The organism is Micromonospora sp. NPDC049049, assembly GCF_040649115.1.
GTDB lineage: Bacteria > Actinomycetota > Actinomycetes > Mycobacteriales > Micromonosporaceae > Micromonospora.
This window is the reverse complement of record NZ_JBEZEX010000003.1, coordinates 73,126-97,770: the sequence shown is the minus strand read 5'-3', so window position 1 is coordinate 97,770 and position 24,645 is coordinate 73,126. Positions and strand designations below refer to the sequence as shown.

Sequence of the window (24,645 nt, the reverse complement as noted above, 5' to 3'; positions counted from 1 at the left end):
GATGATCCGAACGGCTGGTGCCAGCCGGGCCGCGCTCAGCCGCCGTCGTTGCTCTTCGGCGGGTTCGCCTTGACCCAGTCGGCCATCGTGTCGGCGGACATGGCCTGGTACATCGCGAGCGCCTTCTCCCGGTCCGACACCACCACCGACTCGCCGTTGATCGTGTCGCTGCCCGAGTTCGGGCTGGTCACGAAGGTGAGGTTCTGGCCGCGCAGGTTACGGAACTGAAGCGCCATGTCTGTAACCGAGAAAGTCTGGTCGACGGTTACGGCCGCGGTCACCGATTTGAGGAAATCGTTCAGCTTCTTCGGGTTCGCCAGCGTGCCGGTGCTGGCCGCCTTGTCCATCAGGGCCCGGAGGAACTCCTGCTGGTGCCGCATCCGGGCGAAGTCACCGTCCGGGAACTGCTTGCGCTGCCGGATCCAGTCCAGGGCTTCCGCGCCGTCCATGTGGTTGGTGCCCTTGGTGAAGGTCCGGTACGGCTTGTGGATCGAGGTGATGGTGCGCTCCACCTTCAGGTCCACCCCACCGAGAGCGTCGGTGACCTCCTTGAAGCCGCCGAAGTCGATCGCCATCACGTGGTCGATCCGAACGTCGGTGAAGCACTCCACGGTGCGTACCGCCAGCGGCAGCCCACCGAACGCGAACGCTGCGTTGATCTTCGCGCGCGAACCGGAGCCGCAGTCCGCGCCGGCGCTCTCCGGGATCGGCACGTACAGGTCCCGGGGGATGGAGACCAGGTAGGCCTCCTGGTGGTCGGCCGGGATGTGCATGACGATGATCGTGTCGGCGCGCCACTGACTCTTGCTGTCTACCGGTGCGTCCGGGTCCCGTGAGTCGCTGCCGACCAGCAGGATGTTCAGCGCGCCATCGACGGTCTTGGCGGGCCGACCACCGGTGATCTCCGCGAACGGGTCGGTGCGGGCCAGGTCACTGTTGAGGTTGCGGGCGTACAACCAGGCGCCGACGCTGCCGAGCAGCGCCAGCACCAGCACCGCGGCCCCGGCGACCAGGGCGATCCGGCCCCAGCGCGGTCGCGGGCCGCGCCGTCCCGACCCGCCGGTGCCACCCGGGCCGCCAGGCCCGGTCGGCCCCGCCGGGCCGCCGGACCGGGGCTGTTCCTCGTCGTACGACGGGTAGAAGCGCGCCTCGGTCGGACGGGCACGCCCGGAGGCGCCCCGATCGGGGCCGGGCACCGATGCGCGCCCGGCGCTGCGGTGCAGGTACGGATGCGGGACGCCGGCAGACGAGGTCGCGGACATGTAAATCAGGGTACGTAGCGGGAGCCACTGCCGCCTTCAGGCGACACTCAGCGGCAGGCGGTACGCGGGGATCCGGTTACCCTAGCCGCGACCGGAAGTACTCGATCGTGCGTCGCAGGCCATCTTCGGGCGCGACCGACGGCTCGTATCCGAGCAGTTCGCGAGCGAGCGTCAGATCCGGGCGGCGCATCTCCGGGTCATCCGAGCTGCGGGTGACATAGGTCACCTTCGAGGTGCTGTCGGAGAGTGACACGATCAACTCGGCGAGTTGCCGCATGGTCAGCTCGTGCTCGGTGCCGCAGTTGACCGGGCCCGTCTCGGTCGAGTCGAGCAGCAGCAGGATGCCGCGCACCAGATCCTCGACGAAGCAGATCGACCGGGTCTGGTTGCCGGTGCCGTGCACGGTGATCGGCTCGCCGCGCAGCGCCTGGGAGATGAAGGTGGGGATGGCGCGGCCGTCGTCCGGGCGCATCCGCGGGCCGTACGTGTTGAAGATCCGGACGATCGCCGCGTCGAGCCCGCGGTAGCGGTGGTACGCCATCGTCGCGGCCTCGGAGAAGCGCTTGGCCTCGTCGTAGACGCTGCGGACGCCGATCGGGTTGACGTTGCCCCAGTAGGTCTCCCGCTGCGGGTGCTCCTTCGGGTCTCCGTACGCCTCGGAGGTGGAGGCCATCAGGAACCGGGCGCCGTCGGCGACCGCGCGCTCCAGCAGGTGCAGGGTGCCGACCGAGCCGACCCGGAGGATCTCCACCGGCAGTTGGGCGAAGTCGGTGGGGCTGGCCGGAGAGGCCATGTGCAGGATCGCGTCGAACCGCTCGGCCAGCGCCGGGTGGTGGGTCGGCAGACCGTCGGAGATGTCCGCTTCGACGAGGGTGAAGGTCGGCCGGTCCAGCAGGTGGGCGACGTTCTCCTTGGAGCCGGTCACGAAGTTGTCCAGCGCCACCACCGTGCAGCCTCGGGCGATCAGGGCGTCCACCAGATGTGACGGGACGAAGCCAGCTCCGCCGGTGACGAGGACGCGGTGATCGGAACCAAAGCGCTCAGCAACCTTCATGCGCTCAGCCTACCGACCGCCGAATTCGCCGAAGGGGTCCCCTGTTGACGTGCGACGTCAACAGGGAACCCCTCGACAGGTGCTGTGATCAGTGGGCGCCTGAGCCGGTGAGGGCGCGCACCTCCAGCTCCGCGTACTTGTCCTCGTCGTGCTCCTTGGAGATGACAGTGCCGATCCACCCGCAGAGGAAACCGAACGGGATGGAGAGGATGCCCGGGTTGGACAGCGGGAACCACTGCCAGTCGTGGTCCGGGAACATCGACGTCGCCGCACCGGAGACCACCGGCGAGAAGAACACCAGCAGCACGGCCGAGATCAGCCCGCCGTAGATCGACCACACCGCGCCGGAGGTGTTGAACCGCCGCCAGAACAGGCTGTAGAGGATCGCCGGCAGGTTGCCCGAGGCGGCGACCGCGAAGGCCAGCGCCACCAGGAACGCCACGTTGAGGTTCTGCGCGTAGATCGACAGGGCGATCGACACCGCGCCGATCCCCAGGGCGGAGATCCGGGCGACCCGCACCTCCTGCCGCTCCGACGCCTCACCCTTCTTCAGCACGTTCGCGTAGAAGTCGTGCGCCAGGCTGGACGACGAGGCCAGCGTCAACCCGGCGACCACCGCGAGGATGGTGGCGAAGGCGACCGCCGCGATGATCGCCAGCAGAGCTGCCCCGCCCAGTTCGCCGCCGAAGAAGTCGATGCCGAGCGCTTCGGCCAACTGCGGCGCGGCGGTGTTGCCGGCCTTGTCCTGTGCCGTGATCGCCTGGCTGCCGACCAGCGCCGCCGCACCGAAGCCGAGGGCCAGGGTGAGCAGGTAGAAGGTGCCGATGATGCCGATCGCCCAGAGCACGCTCTTACGGGCCGCCTTCGCGGTCGGCACCGTGTAGAAGCGGATCAGGATGTGCGGCAGACCGGCGGTGCCGAGCACCAGGGCGATGCCCAGGGACAGCAGGTCGACCTTGTTGTAGAACGTCTGCGTCGAGTTGCCGGCGACCTCGACGCCGTACCGGAGCCCGGGTTCGAGGAACGCGCTGCCCTTGCCGGATGCGGCGGCCGCCTGGCCGAGCAGCTCCGACAGGTTGAAGTTGAACTTCGCCAGCACCAGGATGGTCATCAACAGCGCGCCGCCCATGAGCAGGAACGCCTTGACGATCTGCACGTAGGTGGTGCCCTTCATGCCACCCACGGTCACGTAGATGATCATCAGGGTGCCGACCATGATGATGGTGGCCACCTTGGCGGTGGCCGCGTCCATGCCGAGGAAGGTCGTCCCCGGCCGGATGCCGAGCAGCAGCGCGACCAGCGCGCCGGCGCCCACCATCTGCGCGAGCAGGTAGAAGATCGACACCGTGATGGTGGAGACCGCAGCCGCGGTACGCACCGGACGCTGACGCATCCGGAAGGCCAGCACGTCCGCCATCGTGTACCGGCCCGAGTTGCGCAGCAGCTCCGCGACGAGCAGCAGGGCCACCAGCCAGGCGACCAGGAAGCCGATCGAGTAGAGGAAGCCGTCGTAGCCGTACAACGCGATGATGCCGGCGATGCCGAGGAACGAAGCGGCCGACATGTAGTCGCCGCCGATCGCCATGCCGTTCTGGAAACCGGAGAAGGACCGGCCGCCCGCGTAGAAGTCGGTAGCCGTCTTGGTCTGCCGGCTGGCCCAGATGGTGATGCCCAGGGTCACCGCCACGAAGACCAGGAAGAGCGTGATGGTCAGGTTGCGGGCGGTGTGATTGCCCGCCTCAGCCGCGAGGAACGACTCAACCGCGTGAACCGTCTTCACGGGTCACCTCCCCGATCTCGGCGCGGATCCGGTCCGCGATGGGGTCGATCTTCCGGTCCGCGTACCGGGAGTAGAGCCAGGCGATCACGAACGTGGAGACGAACTGGAGCAGGCCGAAGACCAGTGCGACGTTGATGTTGCTGCCGAACAGCTTCGTGCCCATGAAGTCCCGGGCGTACGCGGAGAGAATGACGTAGAGCGCATACCACAGGAAGAACGCGACGGTCATCGGGAAGACGAAGCCGCGCAGCGCACGCCGCAGCCCGGCGAACTCGTCCGACCGTTGTACGGCCAGGTACTTGTCCGACTGGGAAGCGGCCGGAGCGGGTGTGTCCGTGGACATCTGTGGATCACCACCTTCACAGGCGTCAGAGGAGTTTCGCGCACCGTAGAGAGCGCACTCCCCGGCAGGGAAGGCTGAGATCGACGCCGGTCGGCGAGTGCGCCGAGCGGTTGGCTGGCTGCGCCAAGTGACTCAGGTCACTGCGGTGATCGGTCGCCTCATGGGGAGGCTTCCGTTCAGATCGGCAGCTCGTGGTAGCGACCCCGGTAGTGCAGCAGCGGGGTGGCCTCCCCGGTCAGGTCGACCGCCTCGATGGTGGCCTCGACCAGCAGGCCCCAGCCGTACTCCCGGGCGGTGTCCAGCCGGCACCCGGCCCAGCCACCGGCGTCCGCCGGAACCGGCCCGTACGGCGTCTCGTTCCACGCGCCGGTCGCGAAGAGCCCGCCCGGGGCGGGGAAGAGGCCGGCGAACCGGTCGGCGAGCTGCCGGTGCGGCGGGCCGAGCGGCGTGACAGCGAACCGACCCGACTCCTCGGCCGACGCCCAGAGGTCGGACTCCGGGTCGATCAGCCCGAGCAGCCGGTCGGGTTCCCCCTCGGCCACCAGGGTGGACGAGACGGTCAGCCCGGCCGGACCGGGCGCCGTCCAGAGGGTCACCGGTGCGGCGAGGCGACCACGCAGCCGGCGTACCGGCGACCGTTGCCCGGTCGGCACCGCGAACGGATCGGTGTGGTGGATCTCGGCACCCGGCTCATGATTCACGTGAAACATTGTGCCGCCCCGGGCCCTCGCCCAACCAAGGAAGCGCTCGTGCAGGTCGGCGGGCCGCATCGGCAGGTGCGGTCGGCTCACGTCGGCTCTCCGGCCGCCCGGGGAGGTGTGGTGGTCGCCCGGCTGCGGCGCGGTCCGCTCGGCGGAGGGCAATGCCCGAATGAGGGTGATGTCTGTGAGTCATATTGATGCCTCAGGGACATCACGCTCGCGGTGAGACACCGATCCCTGGTGCGGTGCGTCGTGCGGTCGCCTGCCTGGTCGGAGGCCCGATCCGCAGGCTGGGCTGCGGGGTTCACCAGCGCCCGCCGTTCGCCCGCCAGGTCTGCGCCGGGGTCAGCCAACCGGCCCGGCCGGGTCGCGGCAGGGCCACCGTCGGCCCGTCAGCCCACGCGGGTGGTTGATTCGGCGGGCCTGCCGACCGCTCCGATCCGGTCGCGCCCGGCGCGGCCGCCTTCCTTTTCCAGTAAGACCACAGCGCCCGTTCCTGCCCCGGATGAGCCCGAACATGGCCGATCTCCTTTCGTCGACGAGGGCCGCCCCGGCCGGGGGGATGACCGGGGCGGCCCGAACGCAGGACCCGGTCGCCGGGACGTCGCCTCCACCGGCCGGGCCGCGTGCCCTCCACCCTGGACGGCAAGGCGCGGACAGCGGAGGATGCCAGGGCTTACTACACAGCGCGGTCACGTACTTACCGGAGAGGACGACCCGGAGACACTCCGGTTGATTGATCGCAAATGGGATAGCCTGCTCGGCGAAGCGCTGTCCACAAGCGCCTCGATGGATCTGATCCGGAAGCTGAAGGTGACCCCATGACGATCAACGAACCACGATGGCGCACCTCTGCTCGGTCGACTGACTCCGGCGGCAACTGCGTTGAGGTCGCGGACAACCTGCCCGTCGGTTAACGGCGCGGGGTGACAGTGGCCAGGAGTTCCGGCTGGCGGCGGTCCAGCACGTCGCCGGCCAGGTACGCGCCCAGCAGCGCCGCGCCCAGCCCGTACGCCGCGCCGACCGGCAGGGCCAGCCAGAGCCACGCGTCACCGAGCAGCGCGGCGGCCACCACCATCGGCACCGCGGCTACCGCCGAGGCGAGCATGCTCAGCAGGGTGAGCAGCCCCTTCGTGAGGCCCGCGCCGCTGTTCATCGCGAACGGGTTGCTGGTCTCCGGCAGTGAGTACGCACCGAGCACCGAGACCAGGCTGTTCACCGCCAGCCCGACGCCGTAGGTGGCGACCAGGCTGCCGAAGGTGAGCCCGATCCATCCGGGTCGACTGAGCAGCACCGACAGCACCACCGACACGAACGCCAGCATCGGCAGCACGTACAGCGAGAAGGCCGTCATCCTCGCCCGCAGCTCGACCCGGCCGGGCACGCCGGCCACCACGTTCGCGGCGTACGCGCTGCCGTCGAAACCGAACTGGTTGGCCAGGGTGGCGGCGGCCAGCACACCCACGAGAACCATGGAAATGGTGACCACGACCGGCGAGCTGTCGTTGGCAGCCGCCGTCAACCCCCCGCTGTCCATGGCAGCGAAGTCGCCGCCGGTGACGTTGACGAAGACGGGCACGAAGATGCCGACCACCGCGATCGAGATCAGGTTGGCGCGGCGGCGCGCGTCCCGCCACCAGTAACGGGCCTCCCGGGCGACCAGGGCACCGAACCGGTCCCGGCGGGCCCAGCCAGCGGCCCGGGGGAACAGTTGGGCGACCGCGCCACCCGCGACCCCGCGTCGAACCGGTGCCTTACCGCCGCTCGCCGCGCCCACCATCGCCGACTCGAGCGACCGGGACCACCAGGCCAGCAGGCCGCCGAGCGCCACCACAGTGATCAGCAACTTGACCGGTGCCGCCCACGCACGCCCCTGGGCCACGTCGATGCCGAGCGTCCACGGGGCGCCCAACGGCGTCCAACCGATCACGGTCGCCACACCGCTCAACCGGCTCCAGTCCGCCTCCCGTAGCGCGGCGAGGCCGATGACCTGGAGAGGGCCGAGCAGCGCCGCCGTCACCGCCAGCAGCACGGCTGCCAGGTCGCGGACCCGTCGGGACCGCAGCATGGTGGCGAAGGCGCTGGTCACCGCACGGCTCGCCGCAACACAGAGCAGGAGCCCGGCGAGCACACCCACGGCGGCGACCAACCCCGCCGACCAGCCACCCAACGACCAGGCGGTCAGCACCAGCCCGGACGTCGCGAGGAGCACCGCGAGCACCGGCACGCTGACCAGAGCCGCCGCGAACAGGCCGGTCACCAACGTGCGCCGGGGCAGTGGCAGCAGCGCGAACCGGGCTGGATCGAGCGTCTCGTCCACGCCGAAGAAGACAAGTGGCAGGAGCAGCCAGCCGAGCACCAGCAGCCCGCCGCCGGCCGCCGCGACGAGCACCGCGTACCGGCCGTTGCCGGCCAGGCCCGGCGCGGCGAAGAGGAAGAACCCGCTGGCCGCGAACCAGAGCCCGAGCAACGCGCCGCCGATGAACAGGGCGATCCGCCAGCCCTGGCCCCGGAAGTTGTTGCCCATCACCCGCAGCTTGAGCCGTACGAAGTGTCGAGCGGAGACCGACCGTAGCGGCGCGGCGGGGGTGGCGTCCGCGCTCACTGGGAGAGCCACGACAGCTCCTCGCCGGTAGCGGTGCGCCCGCCGACCACCTCGACGAAGACCTGCTCCAACGAGCGACCGCCGCGAACCTCGTCGATGGTCCCGACCCGCTTGATGACGCCCTGAGCGAGGATCGCCACGTGCGAGCACAACCGCTCGACGACCTCCATGACGTGACTGGAGAACACCACGGTGCCGCCACCGGCCGCGTACCGGGTGAGGATGTCCCGGATCAGCGCTGCGGACACCGGGTCGACAGCCTCGAACGGCTCGTCCAACACCAGCACCCGAGGACCGTGCAGCAGCGCGCAGGCCAGGCCGATCTTCTTCTTCATGCCCGCCGAGTAGTCCACCACCAGCGTGCGACCGGCGTCGCCGAGCGCCAGCACGTCCAGAAGCTCGGCGGCCCGCTGGTCGACCACCGCCGGGTCCATCCCCCGCAACAACCCGTTGTACGCCAGCAGCTCCGCCCCGGTCAGCCGGTCGAACAACCGGACCCCGTCGGGCATCACGCCGAGCAGCCGCTTGGCGGTGACCGGGTCCTGCCAGACGTCGTGCCCGAGCACCCAGGCAGAGCCGGCGTCCGGTCGCAACAGCCCGACAGCCATCGACAGCGTGGTCGTCTTGCCGGCGCCGTTCGGGCCGAGCAGGCCGTAGAAGGAGCCGGCGGGGACGTCCAGGTCGACGCCGGCCACCGCGATCGTGCCGTCGAACCGCTTGGCCAGGCCACGCAGTGCGAGCGCGGGGTGCTCAACAGTCATGCGCCGACGTTATCCGCCGATCACCAGTTCCGCCCTCCAGCGACAGACGGACCCGCGATCATCCCCGAGGCGGACCGCGACGCGATCTTGCACTTTCTGCACCGACACAAGGTGCATAAACACTCGTATCCACCACCGAAACTGCAAGATCGGCGCCGGCGTTGGCGCGAGACCGGGGCCGGGCGTTGGCGCTCACTGCATGCGGAGGGCTTCTGGAGTGTGCAGGCGGAGCATGGTGGCGGCGACGTCGGCTGGTGCGCGGCGGCGGGTTGCCATCGACACGGCGACCATCACGGTGAAGGCCAGTGGCACCGTCCAGGCGGCCGGCTGGGCGATGAGCGTGGCCGGCCAGCCGGACAGCGGTGGGCCGAGCACGGTGACCAGCACCGCGCCGATCGCCGCGCCGCCGCCGGCCACCACGCCGGCGGTGGCGCCCACGTCGGTCAGCCCGCGCCACCAGATGCCGAGCACCAGCAGCGGGCAGAAGCTCGACGCGGCGACCGCGAAGGCCAGCCCGACGACCTGCGAGACGTCCAGCCCGGAAACGTGCAGCGCCAGCAACGCTGGCACACCACCGGCGATGACGGTGGCCAGCCGGAACCCGCGTACCGATCCCCGACCGAGCACGTCCGTCGAAATCACCCCGGCGACGCTGGTCAGCAGGCCGGACGAGGTGGAGAGAAACGCCGCGAAGGCGCCTGCGGCGACCAGCGCGGCGAGCAACCGCCCAGCCAGGCCGTCACCCAGGGCGGCCTCGGGTAGCAGCACCACCACCGCGTCGGTCTGGCCGCTGAGCAGCAACTGCGGGGTGTAGATCCGGCCGAGGACCCCGTAGAGAGTGGGCAGCAGGTAGAACGCGCCGACCAACGCCAGCACGACCAGGGTGGTCCGACGGGCCGCCGCGCCGTCCGGATTGGTGTAGAAGCGCACCAGCACGTGCGGCAGGCCCATGGTGCCCAGGAAGGTGGCCAGGATCAGCGAGTACGTGGCGAACAGCCCCCGGTCGTCGTCACCGGCGGCGCTGGGCAGCAACCAGTCGTTGGCGTCGGTGGCCACCCCGGAGACGTTCGGCACCGGATCACCGGCGGCGAAGGTCAACTCGTCGCCGGGGCGTACCTCCCGGATGTCACCGTTGGGCAGGGTGAGGGCCGCGCGGTGCTCGACCACGACGGTGGTCGAGGCCCGGAACGTCGGCCCGTCCGGCGGGGTCACCGCCGGGCGGCCGTCGGCCTGCCACTGCAGGGCCAGAAAGATCACCGGTACGGCGAGAGCGGTCAGCTTGAGCCAGTACTGGAACGCCTGCACGAAGGTGATCGCGCGCATGCCGCCCAGCGCCACGTTCGCGGTGACCACGGCCGCCACCAGCAGGGCTCCGAGAGGGTACGGGGAGCCGGCCACCGTGGCCAGGGTCAGCCCGGCGCCCTGGAGCTGCGGCACCAGGTACAGCCAACCGATGAAGATCACGAAGGCGGTGGCCAGGATGCGGAGTCGACGCGAGCCCAGCCGCAACTCGCAGAAGTCGGGCAGGGTGAACGCACCGGAGCGGCGCAGCGGCGCGGCCACGAAGAGCAGCAGGGCCAGGTACCCGGCGGCGAACCCGACCGGGTACCAGAGCACGTCGACGCCGTACTTGAGGACCAGCCCCGCGATACCGAGGAAGCTCGCTGCCGACAGGTACTCCCCGCCGATGGCGGCGGCGTTCCAGGTCGGACTGATCGCCCTGGACGCCACCAGGAAGTCGGACGTGGTCCGGGCCAACCGCAGCCCGTAGAAGCCGATCCCGACGGTGACCAGGGTGACCGCGACGATGGCCGGGACCACGAAGTCGTTGCCCACTCAGCGCTCCGGCCGTTGCACCAGGTCGGTGAAGTCCTGCTCGTTGCGCTCGGCCAGCCGCACGTACGCCCAGCCCACCGCGATCAGGAATGGAAAGGAGACCACCCCGAGCAGCAGCCACGGCAGGTTGACGCCGGCGACAGTGGTCCGGCCGAGCGAGGGCGCGATCGCGAACAGCCAGGGCAGCCCGCCCAACCCGATGGCCACCACCAGGGACAGCCGCAGCGCCAGCGCGAGTTGGGCCCGGACCAGGCCGCGGACCAGCGCCTCGCCGACCTGGGTCTGCTGGGCCAGCTCGGCGCGGGTCCGCTCGGCGCGGGTGTCCTGCCTGGTGATCTCGGCCAGCACGATCCGGGACCGCCGGGGCGGCGGCACCGCACCGCTCGACCCCACGTCGGGGAGTTGCTTGGCCACCCCGGCAGTCTCGCCCGCCGTACGCGATTGTCAAGCGCTCACGCTCACCAGCGTCTTAGTTCGAGGCAGTAGGTCAGGGTGCGGTTCAGCGGAATCGTGTCGAGTTCCGCTCGGGCCCGCAGCCGGCCGAGGTTCGTCGCCCAGAGGCCGTCCCGGGGCTGCTCGGCGGCGATCTGCGTCAGTGCGCAGATGCGCATCGGATCGGGCAGTCGGGCCAACGCGGGTACCGCATCGGCGGACAACCCGGACACGTACCCGACGTCCAACCGGCCGGTCTCCAGGTACCTGTCGACATTCCGGTCGGCGATCAGCCGGTCCGGATTGACGAGCGCCAACCCGAGCAGCGCCAGCACCGCCGTACCGATCACCAACCGGGGCAGCCACTCGGCCCGCAGCCGCACCACGGCGACCCCGACCAGGACGAAGAGCAGCCCGAGCCACAGTTCCATGGTCGCCACGACAAGCCGCAGCCGGGTCGCCCCGTACGCGTCGGCGTAGACCTGCATCCGGTAGAGCGCCGAGGCGACGATCACCAGACTGAGCGCGGTGAGCGTGCCGAGCAGTACGCGGACCAGCAGCCGGTCCGCGCGGGTGGCCTGCGACGCCCGGCGGGCGGCGACCGCGATCACCAGCAGGGTGAGCGCGGTGACGGCGAGCAGTTGCCAGAACCCGCCACGGGCGTACTCGGCGTAGGTGAGCCCGGCCGTACGCAGCACGTGCCCCGCGCCGCCGAACAACACCGTCAGCTGGACCAGCACGAACGCGGCGAACAGGGCGTCGAGCAACACCAGCGGGAGGGTCCACTCCAGTCGGTGGACCGGTCGTGACGGCCTCGGTCGCAGGCCCTCCAGGTCGGGTGGGCGGCTGATCAGGTACGCGCCGCCGAGCAGACCACCGCCGATCACCACCAGGCGGAACGTCCAGCCGATCACGCCGGGTAGCGAGATGTCGGGCAGCAGACCGGTGACCAGTTCGGCGAAGACCGCGTCGGCGGAGGAGAAGAGCAGCCCGAACAGCGTCAGCAGGACGGCGGAGACGGCCAGGCTGGTGAGGATTCGTCCGAAGCCGACCCCGGACCCTGCCGGGCGGGTGTCGCGTACTCCGCGTACCGCCCACGGAAGCGCCCGTACCGTCGCGGCGGGCGGCAGCGTCACGGCGACCAGCATGCCGAGCGGGCTTCGCCCACCGGTCACCGCGAGAGCCCCGGTCACCGCCGCCGCGAGCAGGCAGAGGGCGAAGAGCCAGCCGGCGGCCCGGACCGTGCCGACGGCGACCAACGCGACCGTCGCGGCGGCCCAGAGGGCCTGTACCGCCCGCCCCGGTGCCCCCGTGGCACCGGGACGGGCGGTGGCCGTCTGGACGGTCGGCTCGGGCGCGGCGGCCGGATCCGCCTGGACAGTCCGCTCCGGCGCGGAGGTCGGTCCCTGCGGTACCGCCGCGCTGGTCGGTGTGATGGCGCTCCCCGTCGGGGACGGCCTCCCGGAACGGACGACGCTGGCGGTGCCGAGGGCAGCGGTGACGGCCAGCGCGGCCACCAGCCAGCCGAGGCCGGGACGAAGCATCGTCAGGGTCGACGCCCCGATGACCGCCGCAGCCGCCAGCGCCCCCAGCACCAGCGGACGGGCAGGTCCGGACGGCCCCGGCCAGCGGCGCTGGATCAGCGACGGGGGCCTGGGCGGGGCGGGTGCGACAGGCCACGCCTGAGGTCGGCCGGCGACCGGTGTGGCAGCCGGGCCGGGGCCGACGACCGGGGAGACCGGCGGTCCGGTCGGCCCGTTGGCCGGGAGAGGGGTACTGCCAGGGCTGGTCATGCTGCCTCTTCTCGGTATGGCCCGTCGCACGGGATGGTGACCTGGATGCGGCAGCCGGGCCGGCCACCCCGGTCCGGTCCGGCGGGATCGAGGACACCGATCCGACCGCCGTGCAGTTCGACGACCCACCGGGCGATGGCCAGGCCGAGCCCGGTCCCGCCGCCGGCCGACCGGTCGCCGCGGGTGAAGCGCTCGAACACCCGGGAACGCTCCGCCGGTGGAATGCCCTGGCCCTCGTCGCTCACCTCGAAGCGGAGCTGGTCGCCGTGTTCCTCGGCGCACACCCGTACCGTGCCGCCGGGTGGGCTGTGTCGGGCCGCGTTGTCGAGGAGGTTCGCGAAGACCTGGTGCAGCCGCCACGGGTCCGCGTGGACCGTCAGCGGTGTCGGCAGCTCCCGGAGCTCGAAGCGCACGTCCAGACCGGCACCGGACGCGCTGGCGGTGGCGTGCTCCACCGCCTCGTCGAGGAAGTCCCACACGTCGATGCGTACCCGCCGCAGCGGCACCACCCCGGCGTCGAGTCGGGACAGGTCGAGCAGGTCCGCGACGAGGTGCCCGAGCCGTTGGGTCTGGGCCAACGCCGAACGCAGCGCTGCCGGTTCGGGGTCGGCGACCCCGTCCACCATGTTCTCCAGCACGCCCTGCAACGCGGTGATCGGCGTACGCAGCTCGTGCGAGACGTTCGCGATCAGCTCGCGTCGGCGCTGGTCGGAGGCGTGCAGGTCCTCGGCCATCTTGTTGAACGCCTGGGCCAGCTCGCCGACCTCGTCGCGGGAGGTGGCGCGCACCCGACGTGTGTAGTCGCCGCGGGCCATCGCGCCGGCGGCCGCCGTCATCTCGCGCAGCGGCGACGTCATCCCGTGGGCGAGCACCTGCGAGGTCACCAGCGCGATGCAGATGCTGGTGACCGCCGTGCCGGGCGGGAGCCAACCGATGCCGTACCAGAAGTAACCGATGGCCACGGCCCAGGACGCGACCAGCAGGACGCCGAGCTTCATCTTGATCGAGCGGACGGGATCCAGTGGACGCGGTAGCACCCGTTCCAGCCAGTCGAACGCGCGGCCGATCACGCGGGCATCTCCAGGGCGTACCCGACGCCGTGGACGGTCCGGATCAGGTCGGCGCCGAGCTTGCGGCGCAGAGCCTTGATGTGGCTGTCCACGGTGCGGGTGCCGCTCCCGTCGACCCATCCCCAGACGTCGGCGAGCAGCCGTTCCCGGGGGAGCACCGTGCGGGGTCGTCCCGCGAGGTGGACCAGCAGGTCGAACTCGGTAGGGGTGAGGTGCACGTCCGCCCCGGCCCGGCGGACCCGTCGCTCGGCCTGGTTGATCTCGATGTCGCCGAGGCGGATGGCAGGCGGCGCGGGAGTGGCGGCGGCCCGCTCCATCCGACGCAGCAGGACATGCACCCGGGCGGTGAGTTCCCGCATGGAGAACGGCTTGGTGAGGTAGTCGTCCGCGCCGACCGCCAGCCCCACGAGCAGGTCGGTCTCGTCGTCCCGCGCGGTGAGCATCAGCACCGGCACCGGCCGGTCGGCCTGGATCCGGCGGCACACTTCCAGTCCGTCGAAGCCCGGCAGCATCACGTCGAGGACGACGAGATCCGGCTGTCCGGCGTGGAACTGCGCGACCGCGCTGGGCCCGTCCGCCGCGATCTCCACGGTGAATCCCTCGGCCCGCAGTCGGGCGGCGATGGACTCGGCGATGGTCCGTTCGTCCTCGACCACCAGTACCCGACGTTCGTTCATGGGTCCTGACTGTAGGGAGCGGCCGTGGAGATCAGTGGTTTGCGTTGTGAATAACCTGTGGAGAACCGCGCACGGCTGTGGATAACTCGGGGATCATGCCGACTGGCGTGTGGGAACTCCAGGGCCTCCCCGAGGACGACCAGGCCTACGAGATCTTCAACGGGATGCGCTCCGGTCGGGCCGAGGCGGAGCCGAGCCAGGTGTGCGGGTTGCCGTACCAGCACCAGCCGAGCTTGGGTGCGCCCTGGCTGATCCACAGCGCCGGCACCCGCTTGTCGCCACAGCGGGAGCCGACCAGCGAGAAGCACCGGTTGCTCGCCAACGCGGCCGGGTGCAGCGTGATGAAGGCGAGCCCCTCGTCGATGCTCAGCGGCAACCGGCCCTGAGCGGTGATCCCCTCCATGGCCGTGGCCGGGGCCAGATTGCGGAACTCCTCGCCCCGGTCGACGTCGAAGAGCAGGTACGCCGGACCGGCCGGGACCTCCAGCTCCTTGATCGGGTCGAAGCGGGGCAGGTCGTCCTCGGTGTAGTTCCGGTCGATGACGCCGGGCTTGCGCTTGCCGGCCAGTGTGGTGAGCTCCACCCGTTCCGGCACACCGATCAGGTCCCGGGTGATGACCAGCAGGAACGGCACCCGGGCGTCGGTGGGGGCGGGCAGTCCGGCGGCCCCCTCGACGGCAGTGGCCCGCAGTGGCGTGACCAGGTCGCGGAAGGCGTTCTCGGTCAGCCCGGCGAGGGCGGGGTAACCGAGCTGCACCAGTCGGTCGAGTTGGTTGTCGAACTCGGATGCGGCGTCGAACGGGGTCTCGGTCACGGCAGGCCTCCCGGAAGTCGTACGGACTAGCGTACAACGTACGGTAGGGCTGCTTCCATTCCCGGCTCAGCGACTCCAGTCCTGCTTCGCGGCCCTGACCAGCTTGTCCTTCAGCTCCCGGGTGTGCCGCCGGCTCACCGGCAGCTCGGTCGAGTCGATCACCACCACGTGGCCGGAGTTGACCAACCGCAACTCCGCGATCAACTTCAACTGCACCAGGTACGACCGGTGCACCCGGACGAAGCCGGCATCGGCCCAGCGCTCCGCGAGCGTGGCCAGCGAGACCCGCACCAGGTGCGACCCCTCAGCGGTGTGCAACCGGGCGTAGTCCCCCTGCGCCTCCACCCAGCGCACCGCCGAGCGGGGCAGCATCCGGGTGGTGCCGGCCAGCTCGATGGGGATGGTCGGGTCCTCCTCCGCGCGGGCCAGCGCCGCCGGGTGCGACGGCACCACCCGCGAGCCGATCACCCGGCGCAGTGACTCGGCCAGCCGATCGGCGCGCACCGGTTTCCGCACGTAGTCGGTGGCGCCCAGATCGAAGGCGTCCACCGCGCCGTCGTCGTACGCGGTGACGAACACGATCGCCGGTGGCCGGGCGAACCGGCGCAGCACCCGGGCCAGCTCCATCCCGTCCAGGCCGGGCATCCGGATGTCCAGGAAGACCACGTCCACGTCACCGTCGCGCAGCAACCGGAGCGCCTCGGTGGCATCCCCGGCCGTGTGCAGGCGGGCCACCCGGGGGTCGGCCCGCAGGTGGTACGCCAGCTCGTCGAGCGCGGGCGGCTCGTCGTCCACCGCGAGGACGCGCAGGAAACCGGTCGCGTTCACCGCCCCCGTCCCGGTCCGCTCGCTCACGACCCTGCCCGTACGCCCGGGTGGAACTTCGGCACCCGCATGCTCACCTTCGTGCCCGAGCCCAACCCGGTCTCCACGACCAGGCCGAACCGGTCCCCGAAGACCGAGCGCAACCGCTCGTCGACGTTGGAGAGGCCGACGTGCTGGCCCGTGTCGTCACCGGGGTCGCCGGTGCTGCGGGCCAGCTCGGCGATGCCGGCGGTCAGCGTGGTCGGATCCATTCCCACTCCGTCGTCCTCCACCGTGATGTGGCATTCGGCTCCCGCGTCCCGGGCCTCGATGCTCACCATGCCCGTGCCCGGCTTGCGGGACAACCCGTGGCGAACCGCGTTCTCCACCAGCGGCTGGAGGCAGAGGAACGGCAGCGTCACCGGCAGCACCTCCGGGGCGATCTGCAACCGCACCTGCAACCGGTCGCCGAACCGGGCCCGCTCGATGGTCAGGTAGCGGTCGATCGACCGCAGCTCCTCGGCCAGCGTGGTGAACTCCCCGTGCGCCCGGAACGAGTACCTGGTGAACTCCGCGAACTCCAGGATCAACTCCCGGGCCCGCTCCGGGTCGGTGCGGACGAACGAGCCGATGGCGGTCAGCGCGTTGTAGATGAAGTGCGGGCTGATCTGCGCCCGCAATGCACGGATCTCGGCGCGGGCCAGCCGCTCCCGCGACGAGTCCAGCTCGGCCAGGGCGAGCTGGTTGCCGGCCCAGTGCGCCGTCTCAAGGGTGGCCTGCACCAACCCTGGAGGCGGCGGGCTGTCGGCGACCGCCACCAGAGCGCCCACCACCCGGCCGTCGGCCCCCAGCAACGGCGCGACCACCGCCCCGCGGACCGGGCAGTCGACCCGGTCGCAGTGCAGTTCCTGCTCACCCAGCACCGTCGAGCGGCCGCTGCCCACAGTCCGCTGCGCCGCCGCGAGCAGTTGCTCCCCGTGGTGCGTGCCGCGCCCGTCGAGGGCGAGCAGCCGGTCGGCGTCGGCGAGCGCCAGCCCGACCGCGCCCACCAGCGCCCGCAGATGCCGTACGGCCTTCGCCGCGCCAGCCTCGCTCAACCCCGCCCGCAGCGGCTCGGCGGCCAGGCCGGCGGTGTGTAGCACCTCGTAGGTGGCCCGCTGGGTGGCGGTGGCGATGCCACGGCGGGCCCGCAGCCGCAGCACCGCCAGCAGAGCCGCGGTCAGCGCGGTGACGAGTGAGACGACGCCGACCACGGCGGAGAGGTTGGCAGCCACGCAGCGATCCTCGCCCCTGCGAGCCCGCGCGCCAACCCTCTAGTACGCGCCCTTGCGGGCGAGCACCACCCCGACGGTCCGCCACAGGATGCTCAGGTCATACGCGAGCGACCAGTTGTCGACGTAGTAGAGGTCCAGTCGGACCGACTCGTCCCAGGACAGGTCGGAGCGGCCGGAGACCTGCCACAGCCCGGTCATGCCGGGGCGGACCAGCAGTCGGCGCCGCACGTCACCCAGGAAGTCACCGTCGTCGGCCGGCAGCGGGCGGGGCCCGACCAGCGACATCTCGCCCCACAGCACGTTGATCAGCTGCGGCAGCTCGTCGAGCGACGTGGCCCGCAGGAAGCGACCGACCGGGAAGACCCGAGGGTCCTCCTTCATCTTGAACAGCATGCCGTCGGTCTCGTTCCGATCCACCAGGCTGGCCAGCCGGTCCTCGGCGTTGACGTACATGGTCCGGAACTTCCACACCCGGAACGTGCGCCCCTCGTGCCCCACCCGGGGCTGGCGGAAGAAGACCGGCCCGGGGTCGGAGATCCGGATCGCCACGGCGATGGCCAGGAAGAGCGGGATCAGCAGCAGCAGGCCGAGGCCGGCGGCGACCCGGTCCATCAGGTTCTTGGCCAGCAGCGCCGGCCCGGAGAGGGTCGGCTCCTCGACGTGCAGCAGCGGCAGACCCTCGATGGGCCGGATGTGCACCCGGGGGCCGGCGATGTCGGTGAGCTGCGGGGCGACCACCAGGTCGACGCCGGAGCCCTCCAACTGCCACGCCAGCCGGCGCAACTCGCCCGGCTCGGCGCTGGCCGACCCGCAGACGGCGATGGTGTCCCCACCGACCTCACGGACCAGGGCCAGGACGTCGCGTCCGGCGTACACCGGAACCGGGGTCGGCATGCCTCTGGCCGCCGCGTACCCGTCGGTGATGTGGATGGCGACGGGCATCAGCCCGGCGGCCGGGCTGCGGGTGACCGCCGCGTAGACCTCCAGGCATTCGGGCAGGGTGCCGACCAGCACCATCCGGTGAGCGGCCTGGCCGGCCCGCCGCCGGATGTAGTGCAGCGCCCACCGGGCGACAAAACGGCCCCACAGGATCAGCAGCAGCGCCCCGAGGAGTGCCGTGCCGACCGTCCAGCGGGACAGCGCGGTCTTGGTGGCGAACGCGAGGAACGAGACGCTCGCGGCGACGGTCACCGCGGCCCGGATGACCCGCTTGAACTCGTCTGGGCCGAGCCCCAGGTAGCGCCGGTCGTAGGCCCGGTTGCTCCAGAGGATGACCACCCAGCCGAGCGGGAGCAGCAGGTAGGAGACGGTGTGGAACCAGGTCGGGTCCTGCTTGAGGTCGTTGAACCCGGAGGCGGCCTGGTCGAAGAGCTGGATCGCGATCCAGCTGGCGAACGCCGCCGCGCCGAAGTCGAGCAGCAGCAGTATCGCGATGTAGGGGCGGTGCCAGCGGGAGACACGGCGTCGCGCCCTCGTCCAGGCCGACCGAGGGACGCCGTTGTGGGACGGCGGCGTCGGCGGCTGGATCTCGAAGCTGTCGACGTGCCGCACGAGTCTGCTCCGGCCTTCGTTGGTTACCGGGCGCTGGAGGCTTGCCGTCACCTCACCCATGTCCTCCCGCATGACACGGGCCGCTCACTCGGCGTGAAGGCCCGGGTCGCCCACCGTCCCAGTCTCCCACGCGGGCTCCGACCGGTCGTCGCCCCGAAGGAGATTGGCGACCGCCGGTGCTGGCGGGATCTGGCCGGCTCCGCACCATTTCAGAAGCCGGGGACCGGGCCACTATACCGATGGATACGCGCGTGACCAGAACGGCGGACCGGAGCTTTCACTCAGTGAGGGCGATTCCGCTCCGTAGTCCTGAAGTGCAATTACTCACCGTACGAGACGAGACAACCGACGGTCAGCCAGTGGCTTGCCGCCGGTCTGGCAGGTCGGGCAGTACTGGAGGCTGGAGTCGGCGAACGACACCTCGCGCACGGTGTCCCCGCAGACCGGGCAGGGCAGCCCGGTGCGGGCGTGCACCTTCAGCCCGGAGCGCTTCTCGCCCTTCAGTTCCGCGGCCCGCTGACCGAGGGACCGCTCGACAGCGTCGCCGAGAACCTGTCGGGTGGCGGCGTGCAGGGTGGCGATCTGGGCGTCGGTGAGCCGATCGGTGATCGCGAACGGGGACAGCTTCGCGGCGTGCAGAATCTCGTCGGAGTACGCGTTGCCCACCCCGGACAGCACCGACTGGTCGGTCAGCACCCCCTTGACCTGCCCCCGCCTGCTCCGCAGCCGCTCGGCGAAGAGGGGCAGATCCGCGGCGAGCGCGTCCGGGCCCAGCTTGGCCACCCCGGGGACCGTCGCGAGGTCGGTGACCAGATACGCGGCCAGCTTCTTCTGGGTGCCGGCCTCGGTGAGGTCGAAGCCGGAACCGTCATCCAGGCGTACCCGCACCGCGATCGGGCCCTTGCCCGGACGGAGCGGGGTGGTGGCGGGGAACGCCTCCCGGTAGTGCAGCCAGCCTGCTCGCGCCAAATGCACCACCAGGTGCAGGCCGCCCTCGAAGAGGACGTCGAGGAACTTTCCGTGCCGACTGGCGTCGACCACCGCCCGGCCGGCGACCTCGGTGGGTGCCGGCTCGTACGTCTTCAGGGCGCTGATCGCGGCGATCTCCAACCGATCGACGCGCCGCCCCACCGCGCGCTGACGCAGGTAACCCGCGAGCGCCTCAACCTCCGGTAGTTCGGGCACGACACAACGGTAGCCTTCTTTCCCGTGAGCGTGAGGAATGAGCTTGCGAGTCCCGCAATCGCGAACGAGAGGCAAGCTCCGTGAGAATCGTGGTGGCCCACAACCGGTACCGGGAAGCCCAGCCCTCCGGTGAGAACACGATCGTCGACTCGGAGATCGCCCAGCTCACCGCCGCTGGGGTCGAGGTGCTGCCCTTCATTCGCAGTTCGGACGAGATCCCGTCGATGTCGAAGTCGGCGAAGGCCCTGCTGCCGATATCGCCGATCTGGGCGCCCCGCGCACAACACGACCTGAGCCGCCTGCTCACCGAGCACCGACCGGACGTTCTGCACCTGCACAACCCGTACCCCCTGATCTCGCCCTGGGTGGTGCGGACCGCGCACCGGCACGGCGTGCCGGTGGTGCAGACGGTGCACAACTACCGGCAGGTCTGCTCGTCGGGGATCTACTTCCGCGACGGCGTGATCTGCCAGGACTGCAAGGGCCGGGCGTTGGGTGTGCCCGCGATCAAGCACCGCTGCTACCGCGACTCGGCCGTGCAGAGCGCGCTGATGGCGACCACCCTGGCCGTGCACCGGGGCACCTGGCGCTCGGTGGATCGGTACATCGCGCTCACCTCGGCGATCGCCGACCACCTCCGCGACTACGGCATTCCGGACGAACGCATCGTGGTGAAGCCGAACGCCATCCCCGACCCGGGTCGGCCGGCGCCGCTGGGCGACGGGTTCCTCTACATGGCCCGACTCTCTCCGGAGAAGGGCGTCGACCTGCTGCTGGACGCCTGGCGTCGGCACCCGGTGGGTTCGCTGGGCACGCTGCGGGTGGCCGGTGACGGCGAGCTGCGCCCGCTCGTGGAGGCGGCCGCCGCCGAGCGACCCGACGTGGTCTACCTCGGTCAGCTCGACCGGGCCGGCGTGCAGGCCGCGGTTGAGGCGAGCGCCGTGGTGATCGCCGCCGCGATGTGGCACGACGTGCTGCCTACCGTGATCATCGAGGCGTTGGCGAATGGCCGACCCGTGCTCGGGACGGCGCTGGGCGGCATTCCGTACCTCGTCGGGGCGGACGCCCCGCACGAGCCCGCCGGCACCGGGGCCGCCGAGATCGCCTCCGCCGTCGCCGGCCATTCCCCGCCGCCGGCAGGTCCGCCTGCGGTGCCGGCCGGCCTGGTCACCGGCACCGCCGGCTGGGTGGTTCCGCCGGAAGCAGCCGCGTTGGCCGCCGCGCTTCCGGTCGCGCGGGCCGGTGCCGCCGCGCTCTCCGCACCGGCCCGGCTGCGGTACGAGCAGACGTTCCACCCCGACGTGGTCATCAAGCGACACCTGGACATCTACGCCAGCCTGACCCGCCCTCATTGACCCCTGGCCGTGTCAGGCAGAGAGCGTTGTCGGCGGAGTTGTTCGAGGACGGCGGTGTCGGCTTCGAGGTCGGGATGGTCGACCTGCCGATCGAGGGCGACGACGTGTTCGAGTTCCCGGATCGCCTGGTCGAGGTCACCGCCCGCCAGGTGGGCCATCGCGATGTTGTACCGGGTGACGGCTTCGCCGGCCCGGTCGCCGACCTCCCGCGTAATGGGGAGGGCCTGGTAGTAGTGGTCGAGGGCCCGCCGCCGGGCCCCTAAACCGGTGTACACGTGGCCGATGTTGTTGAGGGTGGCGGCTTCGCCGGCCCGGTCGCCGACCTCCCTCCGGATGGGCAGGGCCTGGTGGTAGTGGTCCAGCGCCTGCTGCTGATCCCCCAAACCGTCGTGCACGCTGCCGATGTTGTTGAGGGTGGTGGCTTCGCCGGCCCGGTCGCCGACTTCCCGTTGGATGGGCAGGGCCTGGTGGTAGTGGTCCAGCGCCTGCTGCTGATCCCCCAAACCGTTGTACACGTGGCCGATGTTGTTGAGGGTGACGGCTTTGCCGGCCCGGTCGCCGACTTCCCGTTGGATGGAGAGGGCTTGGTGGTAGTGGTCGAGGGCCCGCTGTCGATCCCCTAAACGGGTGTACACGTGGCCGATGTTGCTGAGGGTGACGGCTTCGCCGGCCCGCCCGCCGACCTCCCTCAGGATGGGCAGGGCCTCGTGGAAGTGGTCGAGGGCCCGCCGCCGATCCCCCAAACCGTTGTAAACACTGCCGATGTTGTTCAGGGTGGCGGCTTCGTTGCCCCGGTCGCCGGCCTGCTGGTACAAGGTCAGAGTCTGCTGGTAGTCCTCCAGTGCCGGCCGGGGCCGACCGGTCGACGACCGCGCCCAGCCACGTTGGTAGAGGGCGCTGGCATCCGGGCCGAGGGTCAAGGTCGCGGTGGCCATGGCCTCGACCGCCGCGAACCGCGAGGTACGCAGCCACACCCGACACACCCTGTAACCGACATGCCGGGCGATCACCGGCTGCCGACCGGCGACAGCAAGTCGATGCACCTCGACCCATCGGGCGAGGTCCCTTGGGTCAGTGGCCATCGGAACCGGCGGGGTCGAGGACCCAGAGTTGGTAGAGGGACTGGGCGGCGGCGGCGCATGCCTCGATGTACTCGTCGTCGGTAATCAGAGGGCGGACGAGGGGGTGCAGGACGTTGGAGACGTAGTAGCGGGGCTGGCGGGTCTCGGGGTCGATGCCCTCTTCGAGTAGGCCGAGTTGGACGGCCCGCTGAAGGTGCCGATCGGCGTCGACGTGTTGGTGCATTGCGTGGACGGTGGCGGCGGGCACGGGTAGTTCGACGACGTTGATCCTGGCGAGCATGCGACGGAGTTCGAGGGGCTGGGAGTCGAGCAGGTTGTCGGCCAGCACCGTCTCGCGGCGGAACCTGTCGGTCTCGTTTTCGATGGCGGTGAGCAGGCCATCGATGTCGAGGGCGGTATCGTTGACGATCCGGTTGAGCCAGTCGAGCAGGCGGGGATTGCCCGCCGCGGCCTCGATCGCCCGGTCTCGGATGGCCGGGTCGATGGTGGATTCAGGGCGCAGGTTGACCAGATTGGCGATCTTCTTGGTCCGCTCGACGGGGCTGAGGGTCTCCAGAGCCTCGACGGCGACGGTGGTGCCGGCCGGGGTGGGGAAGCGGTAGCGGCTGGTGATGATCACTCGGCTCGGGCTGCCGGTGTCGCGGATCGCCGCGAGTAGGGCGGGCAGGATCTCGGCCATCGCCGGGGCGAGCACGTGGCTGCCGTCGTCGCGGATGTCGAGGTTGCCGGTCTCGAAGTCGTCGAACACGAACAGGCAGGGTGTCCCACCAAGGAGCCCGTCGACGTCGAGCAGGTGCCGCAGCCGGGTCAGGAGCGGAACCAGCTCGTTGTCGAGAATTCTGCCGGCCTCTTCGGACTGCTCGACGCTGTCGAAGCGGATCTTGCTGGTCAGTTCGCGGAACTTGATGGCGTCGACCTGGCCATACCAGACGACATGCTGGTGGGTGGGCATGCGTTCCAGGAGCCGGGAGGCGAGGCTGCTCTTGCCGAGCCCACCCATGCCGGCCAGCAGCAGGCCCTGCGCCGCGTCGGGGGTGTCGGCGGGTTGCCGGAGGGCACGCAGACAGCGCTGGATGATCCGCCGTCGGCCGACGAACTCGGCGCGGGACGCGACCCGGGACAGTTGGGTCTGCGGGTCCAGGAACTGCCGGTCGGCGGCGCGCACCTGCGACCGTCTGCGACCCCGGGTGTGCAGCGGCGTGACCAGGGGCGTCAGCGGCGACCGGTCGGCGTAGACCCGGAGCAGATGCCAGTAGTTGCTCTTCCTGTCGTGGAACAGGTGACGGCGAGCCTCGATGACGGCCTGGTCCAACGACCCGCCGTCAGCCAGTGCCCGGTAGAGAGCTGCGGCGAAATCGGTGGCGGACACGTCTCCCACCGGTAGCGCCCAGCCCAGCACCGCGGGGGCGCCGGCGTCGACCAGGCTCTCGCTCATCGAGGGGAAAACCCCACCCCCGGGGGCGTCAGCAGTCAGGCAGCCGGAAACGAACACCAGTCTCGGCCAGTGTCCCTGCATCGCCTGGGCGATCTGGTCGGCCGTTGCCTTGGCGCGCCCGCCGAACTCGTCCTCCACCACGAAGACCGGCTCCCCGCCGTCGGTGGTGGCGTGCCCGCTCAGATGCAGCACATCGAAGTGGTCGGGCCCGTAGGCGCGGCTCAGGAACCGGAGCCCTTCCAGGGTGCCGCTCTCCTCGACCACCAGGTCGGTGCCGGTCCGTCGGGTAGCGGCGAGGATCGCCGCCTCCTCGGCCTCGAAGTTGAGCACCGGCTCGACGCCTTCGGGCGAGGCTGCCATGAACAACACCCGCAACGGCCGGTTGTTCGGCATGACCGGGCTGGTCAGTGCCGCGTGGGTGCCGACCGCACGAACCGGCAACAGCGGTGCCCGCCCTGCCACGGTCAGGAACGTGCCCTCCCGGGCGAGCAGTTCCCAAGGCAGGTGCCGCAACCGCTCCTCGGCGGCGATCCGCAACACCGCCCCGGCAGGATGGGTCAGGATCGGGGTCAGCCACCGCTGATCGCCGTCGAGGAAATCCGCCAGCCTCGCCCCCAGCTCAGCCAGCCGGACCGCGCCGTACACCCGTTGTGCGTTGGCGTCACTGCTGTAGTCACGCTGTACCAGCGTGATCAGCTCATCGACCGCCGCCCGGTCCAGGTTGCGGGTCTGTGGCGCCGCGCCGTCGGCGGACAGCCGCAGCTCGTAGTAGTTCGAGGTCTGCGCGAAGACCTCCAGTTCGAAGGTGCCCATCTGCCCATCCCGTCGTGG

Annotated in this window: 20 protein-coding genes and 2 pseudogenes; 3 read left to right on the top strand and 19 right to left on the bottom strand. The window is 70.7% G+C overall.

Going from position 1 to position 24,645, the window contains the following annotated elements; all coding sequences use genetic code 11:
- Positions 1–35: 35 nt before the first annotated feature.
- From AB0B68_RS04555 to AB0B68_RS04535, 5 genes are all read right to left on the bottom strand, one after another.
- Positions 36–1,262 (bottom strand): LCP family protein, encoded by a 1,227-nt coding sequence (locus AB0B68_RS04555; protein ID WP_357193631.1) that lies wholly within the window; start codon positions 1,260–1,262, stop codon positions 36–38.
- Positions 1,263–1,338: 76 nt separating this feature from the next.
- Entirely contained in the window at positions 1,339–2,316 is a 978-nt protein-coding gene (locus AB0B68_RS04550) for an NAD-dependent epimerase/dehydratase family protein (protein WP_091396807.1), read from the bottom strand.
- A gap of 88 nt (positions 2,317–2,404) precedes the next feature.
- Entirely contained in the window at positions 2,405–4,096 is a 1,692-nt protein-coding gene (locus AB0B68_RS04545) for a cation acetate symporter (protein ID WP_357193634.1), read from the bottom strand.
- Positions 4,074–4,439 carry a DUF485 domain-containing protein gene (locus AB0B68_RS04540; RefSeq protein WP_355004471.1) on the bottom strand — a complete coding sequence of 122 codons (366 nt, stop codon included), beginning with the start codon at positions 4,437–4,439 and terminating at the stop codon, positions 4,074–4,076. The genes AB0B68_RS04545 and AB0B68_RS04540 overlap by 23 nt, the downstream gene beginning before the upstream one ends.
- A gap of 176 nt (positions 4,440–4,615) precedes the next feature.
- Complete coding sequence (locus AB0B68_RS04535; RefSeq protein ID WP_357258035.1) at positions 4,616–5,209, bottom strand: flavin reductase family protein; 594 nt, start codon at positions 5,207–5,209, stop codon at positions 4,616–4,618.
- A 618-nt stretch (positions 5,210–5,827) separates the two neighbouring features.
- On the opposite strand from AB0B68_RS04535, the pseudogene AB0B68_RS04530 reads away from it, so the two are divergent.
- Together AB0B68_RS04530 and AB0B68_RS04525 are read left to right on the top strand one after the other, a co-directional pair.
- Positions 5,828–5,965: pseudogene (locus tag AB0B68_RS04530) on the top strand (XRE family transcriptional regulator); the annotation flags it as partial.
- Positions 5,962–6,048 (top strand): annotated as a pseudogene (locus AB0B68_RS04525) (DUF397 domain-containing protein); the annotation flags it as partial. The pseudogenes AB0B68_RS04530 and AB0B68_RS04525, both read left to right, overlap by 4 nt.
- Positions 6,049–6,053: 5 nt before the next feature.
- Here the strand turns inward: AB0B68_RS04525 and AB0B68_RS04520 are convergent.
- The 12 genes from AB0B68_RS04520 to AB0B68_RS04465 form a co-directional block, all read right to left on the bottom strand.
- Complete coding sequence (locus AB0B68_RS04520) at positions 6,054–7,745, bottom strand: ABC transporter permease (RefSeq protein ID WP_357193794.1); 1,692 nt, start codon at positions 7,743–7,745, stop codon at positions 6,054–6,056.
- Entirely contained in the window at positions 7,742–8,506 is a 765-nt protein-coding gene (locus AB0B68_RS04515) for an ABC transporter ATP-binding protein (protein WP_203119014.1), read from the bottom strand. Before AB0B68_RS04515 ends, AB0B68_RS04520 begins: the two co-directional genes overlap by 4 nt.
- A gap of 192 nt (positions 8,507–8,698) precedes the next feature.
- Positions 8,699–10,342 carry a cation acetate symporter gene (locus AB0B68_RS04510; RefSeq protein WP_357193647.1) on the bottom strand — a complete coding sequence of 548 codons (1,644 nt, stop codon included), beginning with the start codon at positions 10,340–10,342 and terminating at the stop codon, positions 8,699–8,701.
- The gene (locus tag AB0B68_RS04505) at positions 10,343–10,756 is read right to left on the bottom strand and encodes a hypothetical protein (protein WP_238669992.1); all 414 of its coding nucleotides are present in this window, start codon (positions 10,754–10,756) and stop codon (positions 10,343–10,345) included.
- Between the two features lie 44 nt (positions 10,757–10,800).
- Complete coding sequence (locus tag AB0B68_RS04500; protein WP_357257844.1) at positions 10,801–12,567, bottom strand: DUF4173 domain-containing protein; 1,767 nt, start codon at positions 12,565–12,567, stop codon at positions 10,801–10,803.
- Positions 12,564–13,565 carry a HAMP domain-containing sensor histidine kinase gene (locus AB0B68_RS04495; protein ID WP_357193797.1) on the bottom strand — a complete coding sequence of 334 codons (1,002 nt, stop codon included), beginning with the start codon at positions 13,563–13,565 and terminating at the stop codon, positions 12,564–12,566. The genes AB0B68_RS04500 and AB0B68_RS04495 overlap by 4 nt, the downstream gene beginning before the upstream one ends.
- 68 nt (positions 13,566–13,633) lie before the next feature.
- Positions 13,634–14,314, bottom strand: coding sequence for a response regulator transcription factor (locus AB0B68_RS04490; RefSeq protein WP_124861938.1), 681 nt, complete (start codon positions 14,312–14,314; stop codon positions 13,634–13,636).
- 145 nt (positions 14,315–14,459) lie between these two features.
- On the bottom strand, positions 14,460–15,128 hold the full coding sequence (locus tag AB0B68_RS04485; protein ID WP_357257842.1) for a DUF5701 family protein: 669 nt from the start codon (positions 15,126–15,128) through the stop codon (positions 14,460–14,462).
- Between the two features lie 66 nt (positions 15,129–15,194).
- Entirely contained in the window at positions 15,195–15,956 is a 762-nt protein-coding gene (locus AB0B68_RS04480; RefSeq protein WP_357258033.1) for a LytTR family DNA-binding domain-containing protein, read from the bottom strand.
- 23 nt (positions 15,957–15,979) lie between these two features.
- Positions 15,980–17,206: a histidine kinase gene (locus AB0B68_RS04475; protein WP_357257840.1), complete on the bottom strand. Its 1,227-nt coding sequence runs from the start codon at positions 17,204–17,206 to the stop codon at positions 15,980–15,982.
- 39 nt (positions 17,207–17,245) lie between these two features.
- Entirely contained in the window at positions 17,246–18,817 is a 1,572-nt protein-coding gene (locus AB0B68_RS04470) for a sugar transferase (RefSeq protein ID WP_355418248.1), read from the bottom strand.
- Between the two features lie 264 nt (positions 18,818–19,081).
- Positions 19,082–19,942 carry a DNA-formamidopyrimidine glycosylase family protein gene (locus AB0B68_RS04465; RefSeq protein WP_238687553.1) on the bottom strand — a complete coding sequence of 287 codons (861 nt, stop codon included), beginning with the start codon at positions 19,940–19,942 and terminating at the stop codon, positions 19,082–19,084.
- A gap of 80 nt (positions 19,943–20,022) precedes the next feature.
- Between AB0B68_RS04465 and AB0B68_RS04460 the strand changes: the two genes are divergently transcribed.
- Complete coding sequence (locus tag AB0B68_RS04460) at positions 20,023–21,297, top strand: glycosyltransferase (RefSeq protein WP_357257837.1); 1,275 nt, start codon at positions 20,023–20,025, stop codon at positions 21,295–21,297.
- Here AB0B68_RS04460 and AB0B68_RS04455 read toward each other — a convergent pair.
- Positions 21,291–22,271, bottom strand: a complete 981-nt coding sequence (locus tag AB0B68_RS04455) for a tetratricopeptide repeat protein (RefSeq protein WP_357193665.1) — start codon at positions 22,269–22,271, stop codon at positions 21,291–21,293. The genes AB0B68_RS04460 and AB0B68_RS04455 overlap by 7 nt on opposite strands.
- 97 nt (positions 22,272–22,368) lie before the next feature.
- Positions 22,369–24,627 carry a CHAT domain-containing protein gene (locus tag AB0B68_RS04450; protein ID WP_357257835.1) on the bottom strand — a complete coding sequence of 753 codons (2,259 nt, stop codon included), beginning with the start codon at positions 24,625–24,627 and terminating at the stop codon, positions 22,369–22,371.
- Positions 24,628–24,645: the final 18 nt, after the last annotated feature.

Excerpts from the sequence above, each read along its gene's own strand:
- AB0B68_RS04555 (WP_357193631.1), bottom strand. The coding sequence starts at position 1,262 with ATGTCCGCGACCTCGTCTGCCGGCGTCCCGCATCCGTACCTGCACCGC.
- AB0B68_RS04500 (WP_357257844.1), bottom strand. The coding sequence starts at position 12,567 with ATGACCAGCCCTGGCAGTACCCCTCTCCCGGCCAACGGGCCGACCGGA.
- AB0B68_RS04535 (WP_357258035.1), bottom strand. The coding sequence starts at position 5,209 with ATGCGGCCCGCCGACCTGCACGAGCGCTTCCTTGGTTGGGCGAGGGCC.
- AB0B68_RS04490 (WP_124861938.1), bottom strand. The coding sequence starts at position 14,314 with ATGAACGAACGTCGGGTACTGGTGGTCGAGGACGAACGGACCATCGCC.
- AB0B68_RS04495 (WP_357193797.1), bottom strand. The coding sequence starts at position 13,565 with ATGAAGCTCGGCGTCCTGCTGGTCGCGTCCTGGGCCGTGGCCATCGGT.
- AB0B68_RS04470 (WP_355418248.1), bottom strand. The coding sequence starts at position 18,817 with ATGGGTGAGGTGACGGCAAGCCTCCAGCGCCCGGTAACCAACGAAGGC.
- AB0B68_RS04550 (WP_091396807.1), bottom strand. The coding sequence starts at position 2,316 with ATGAAGGTTGCTGAGCGCTTTGGTTCCGATCACCGCGTCCTCGTCACC.
- AB0B68_RS04540 (WP_355004471.1), bottom strand. The coding sequence starts at position 4,439 with ATGTCCACGGACACACCCGCTCCGGCCGCTTCCCAGTCGGACAAGTAC.
- AB0B68_RS04515 (WP_203119014.1), bottom strand. The coding sequence starts at position 8,506 with ATGACTGTTGAGCACCCCGCGCTCGCACTGCGTGGCCTGGCCAAGCGG.
- AB0B68_RS04450 (WP_357257835.1), bottom strand. The coding sequence starts at position 24,627 with ATGGGCACCTTCGAACTGGAGGTCTTCGCGCAGACCTCGAACTACTAC.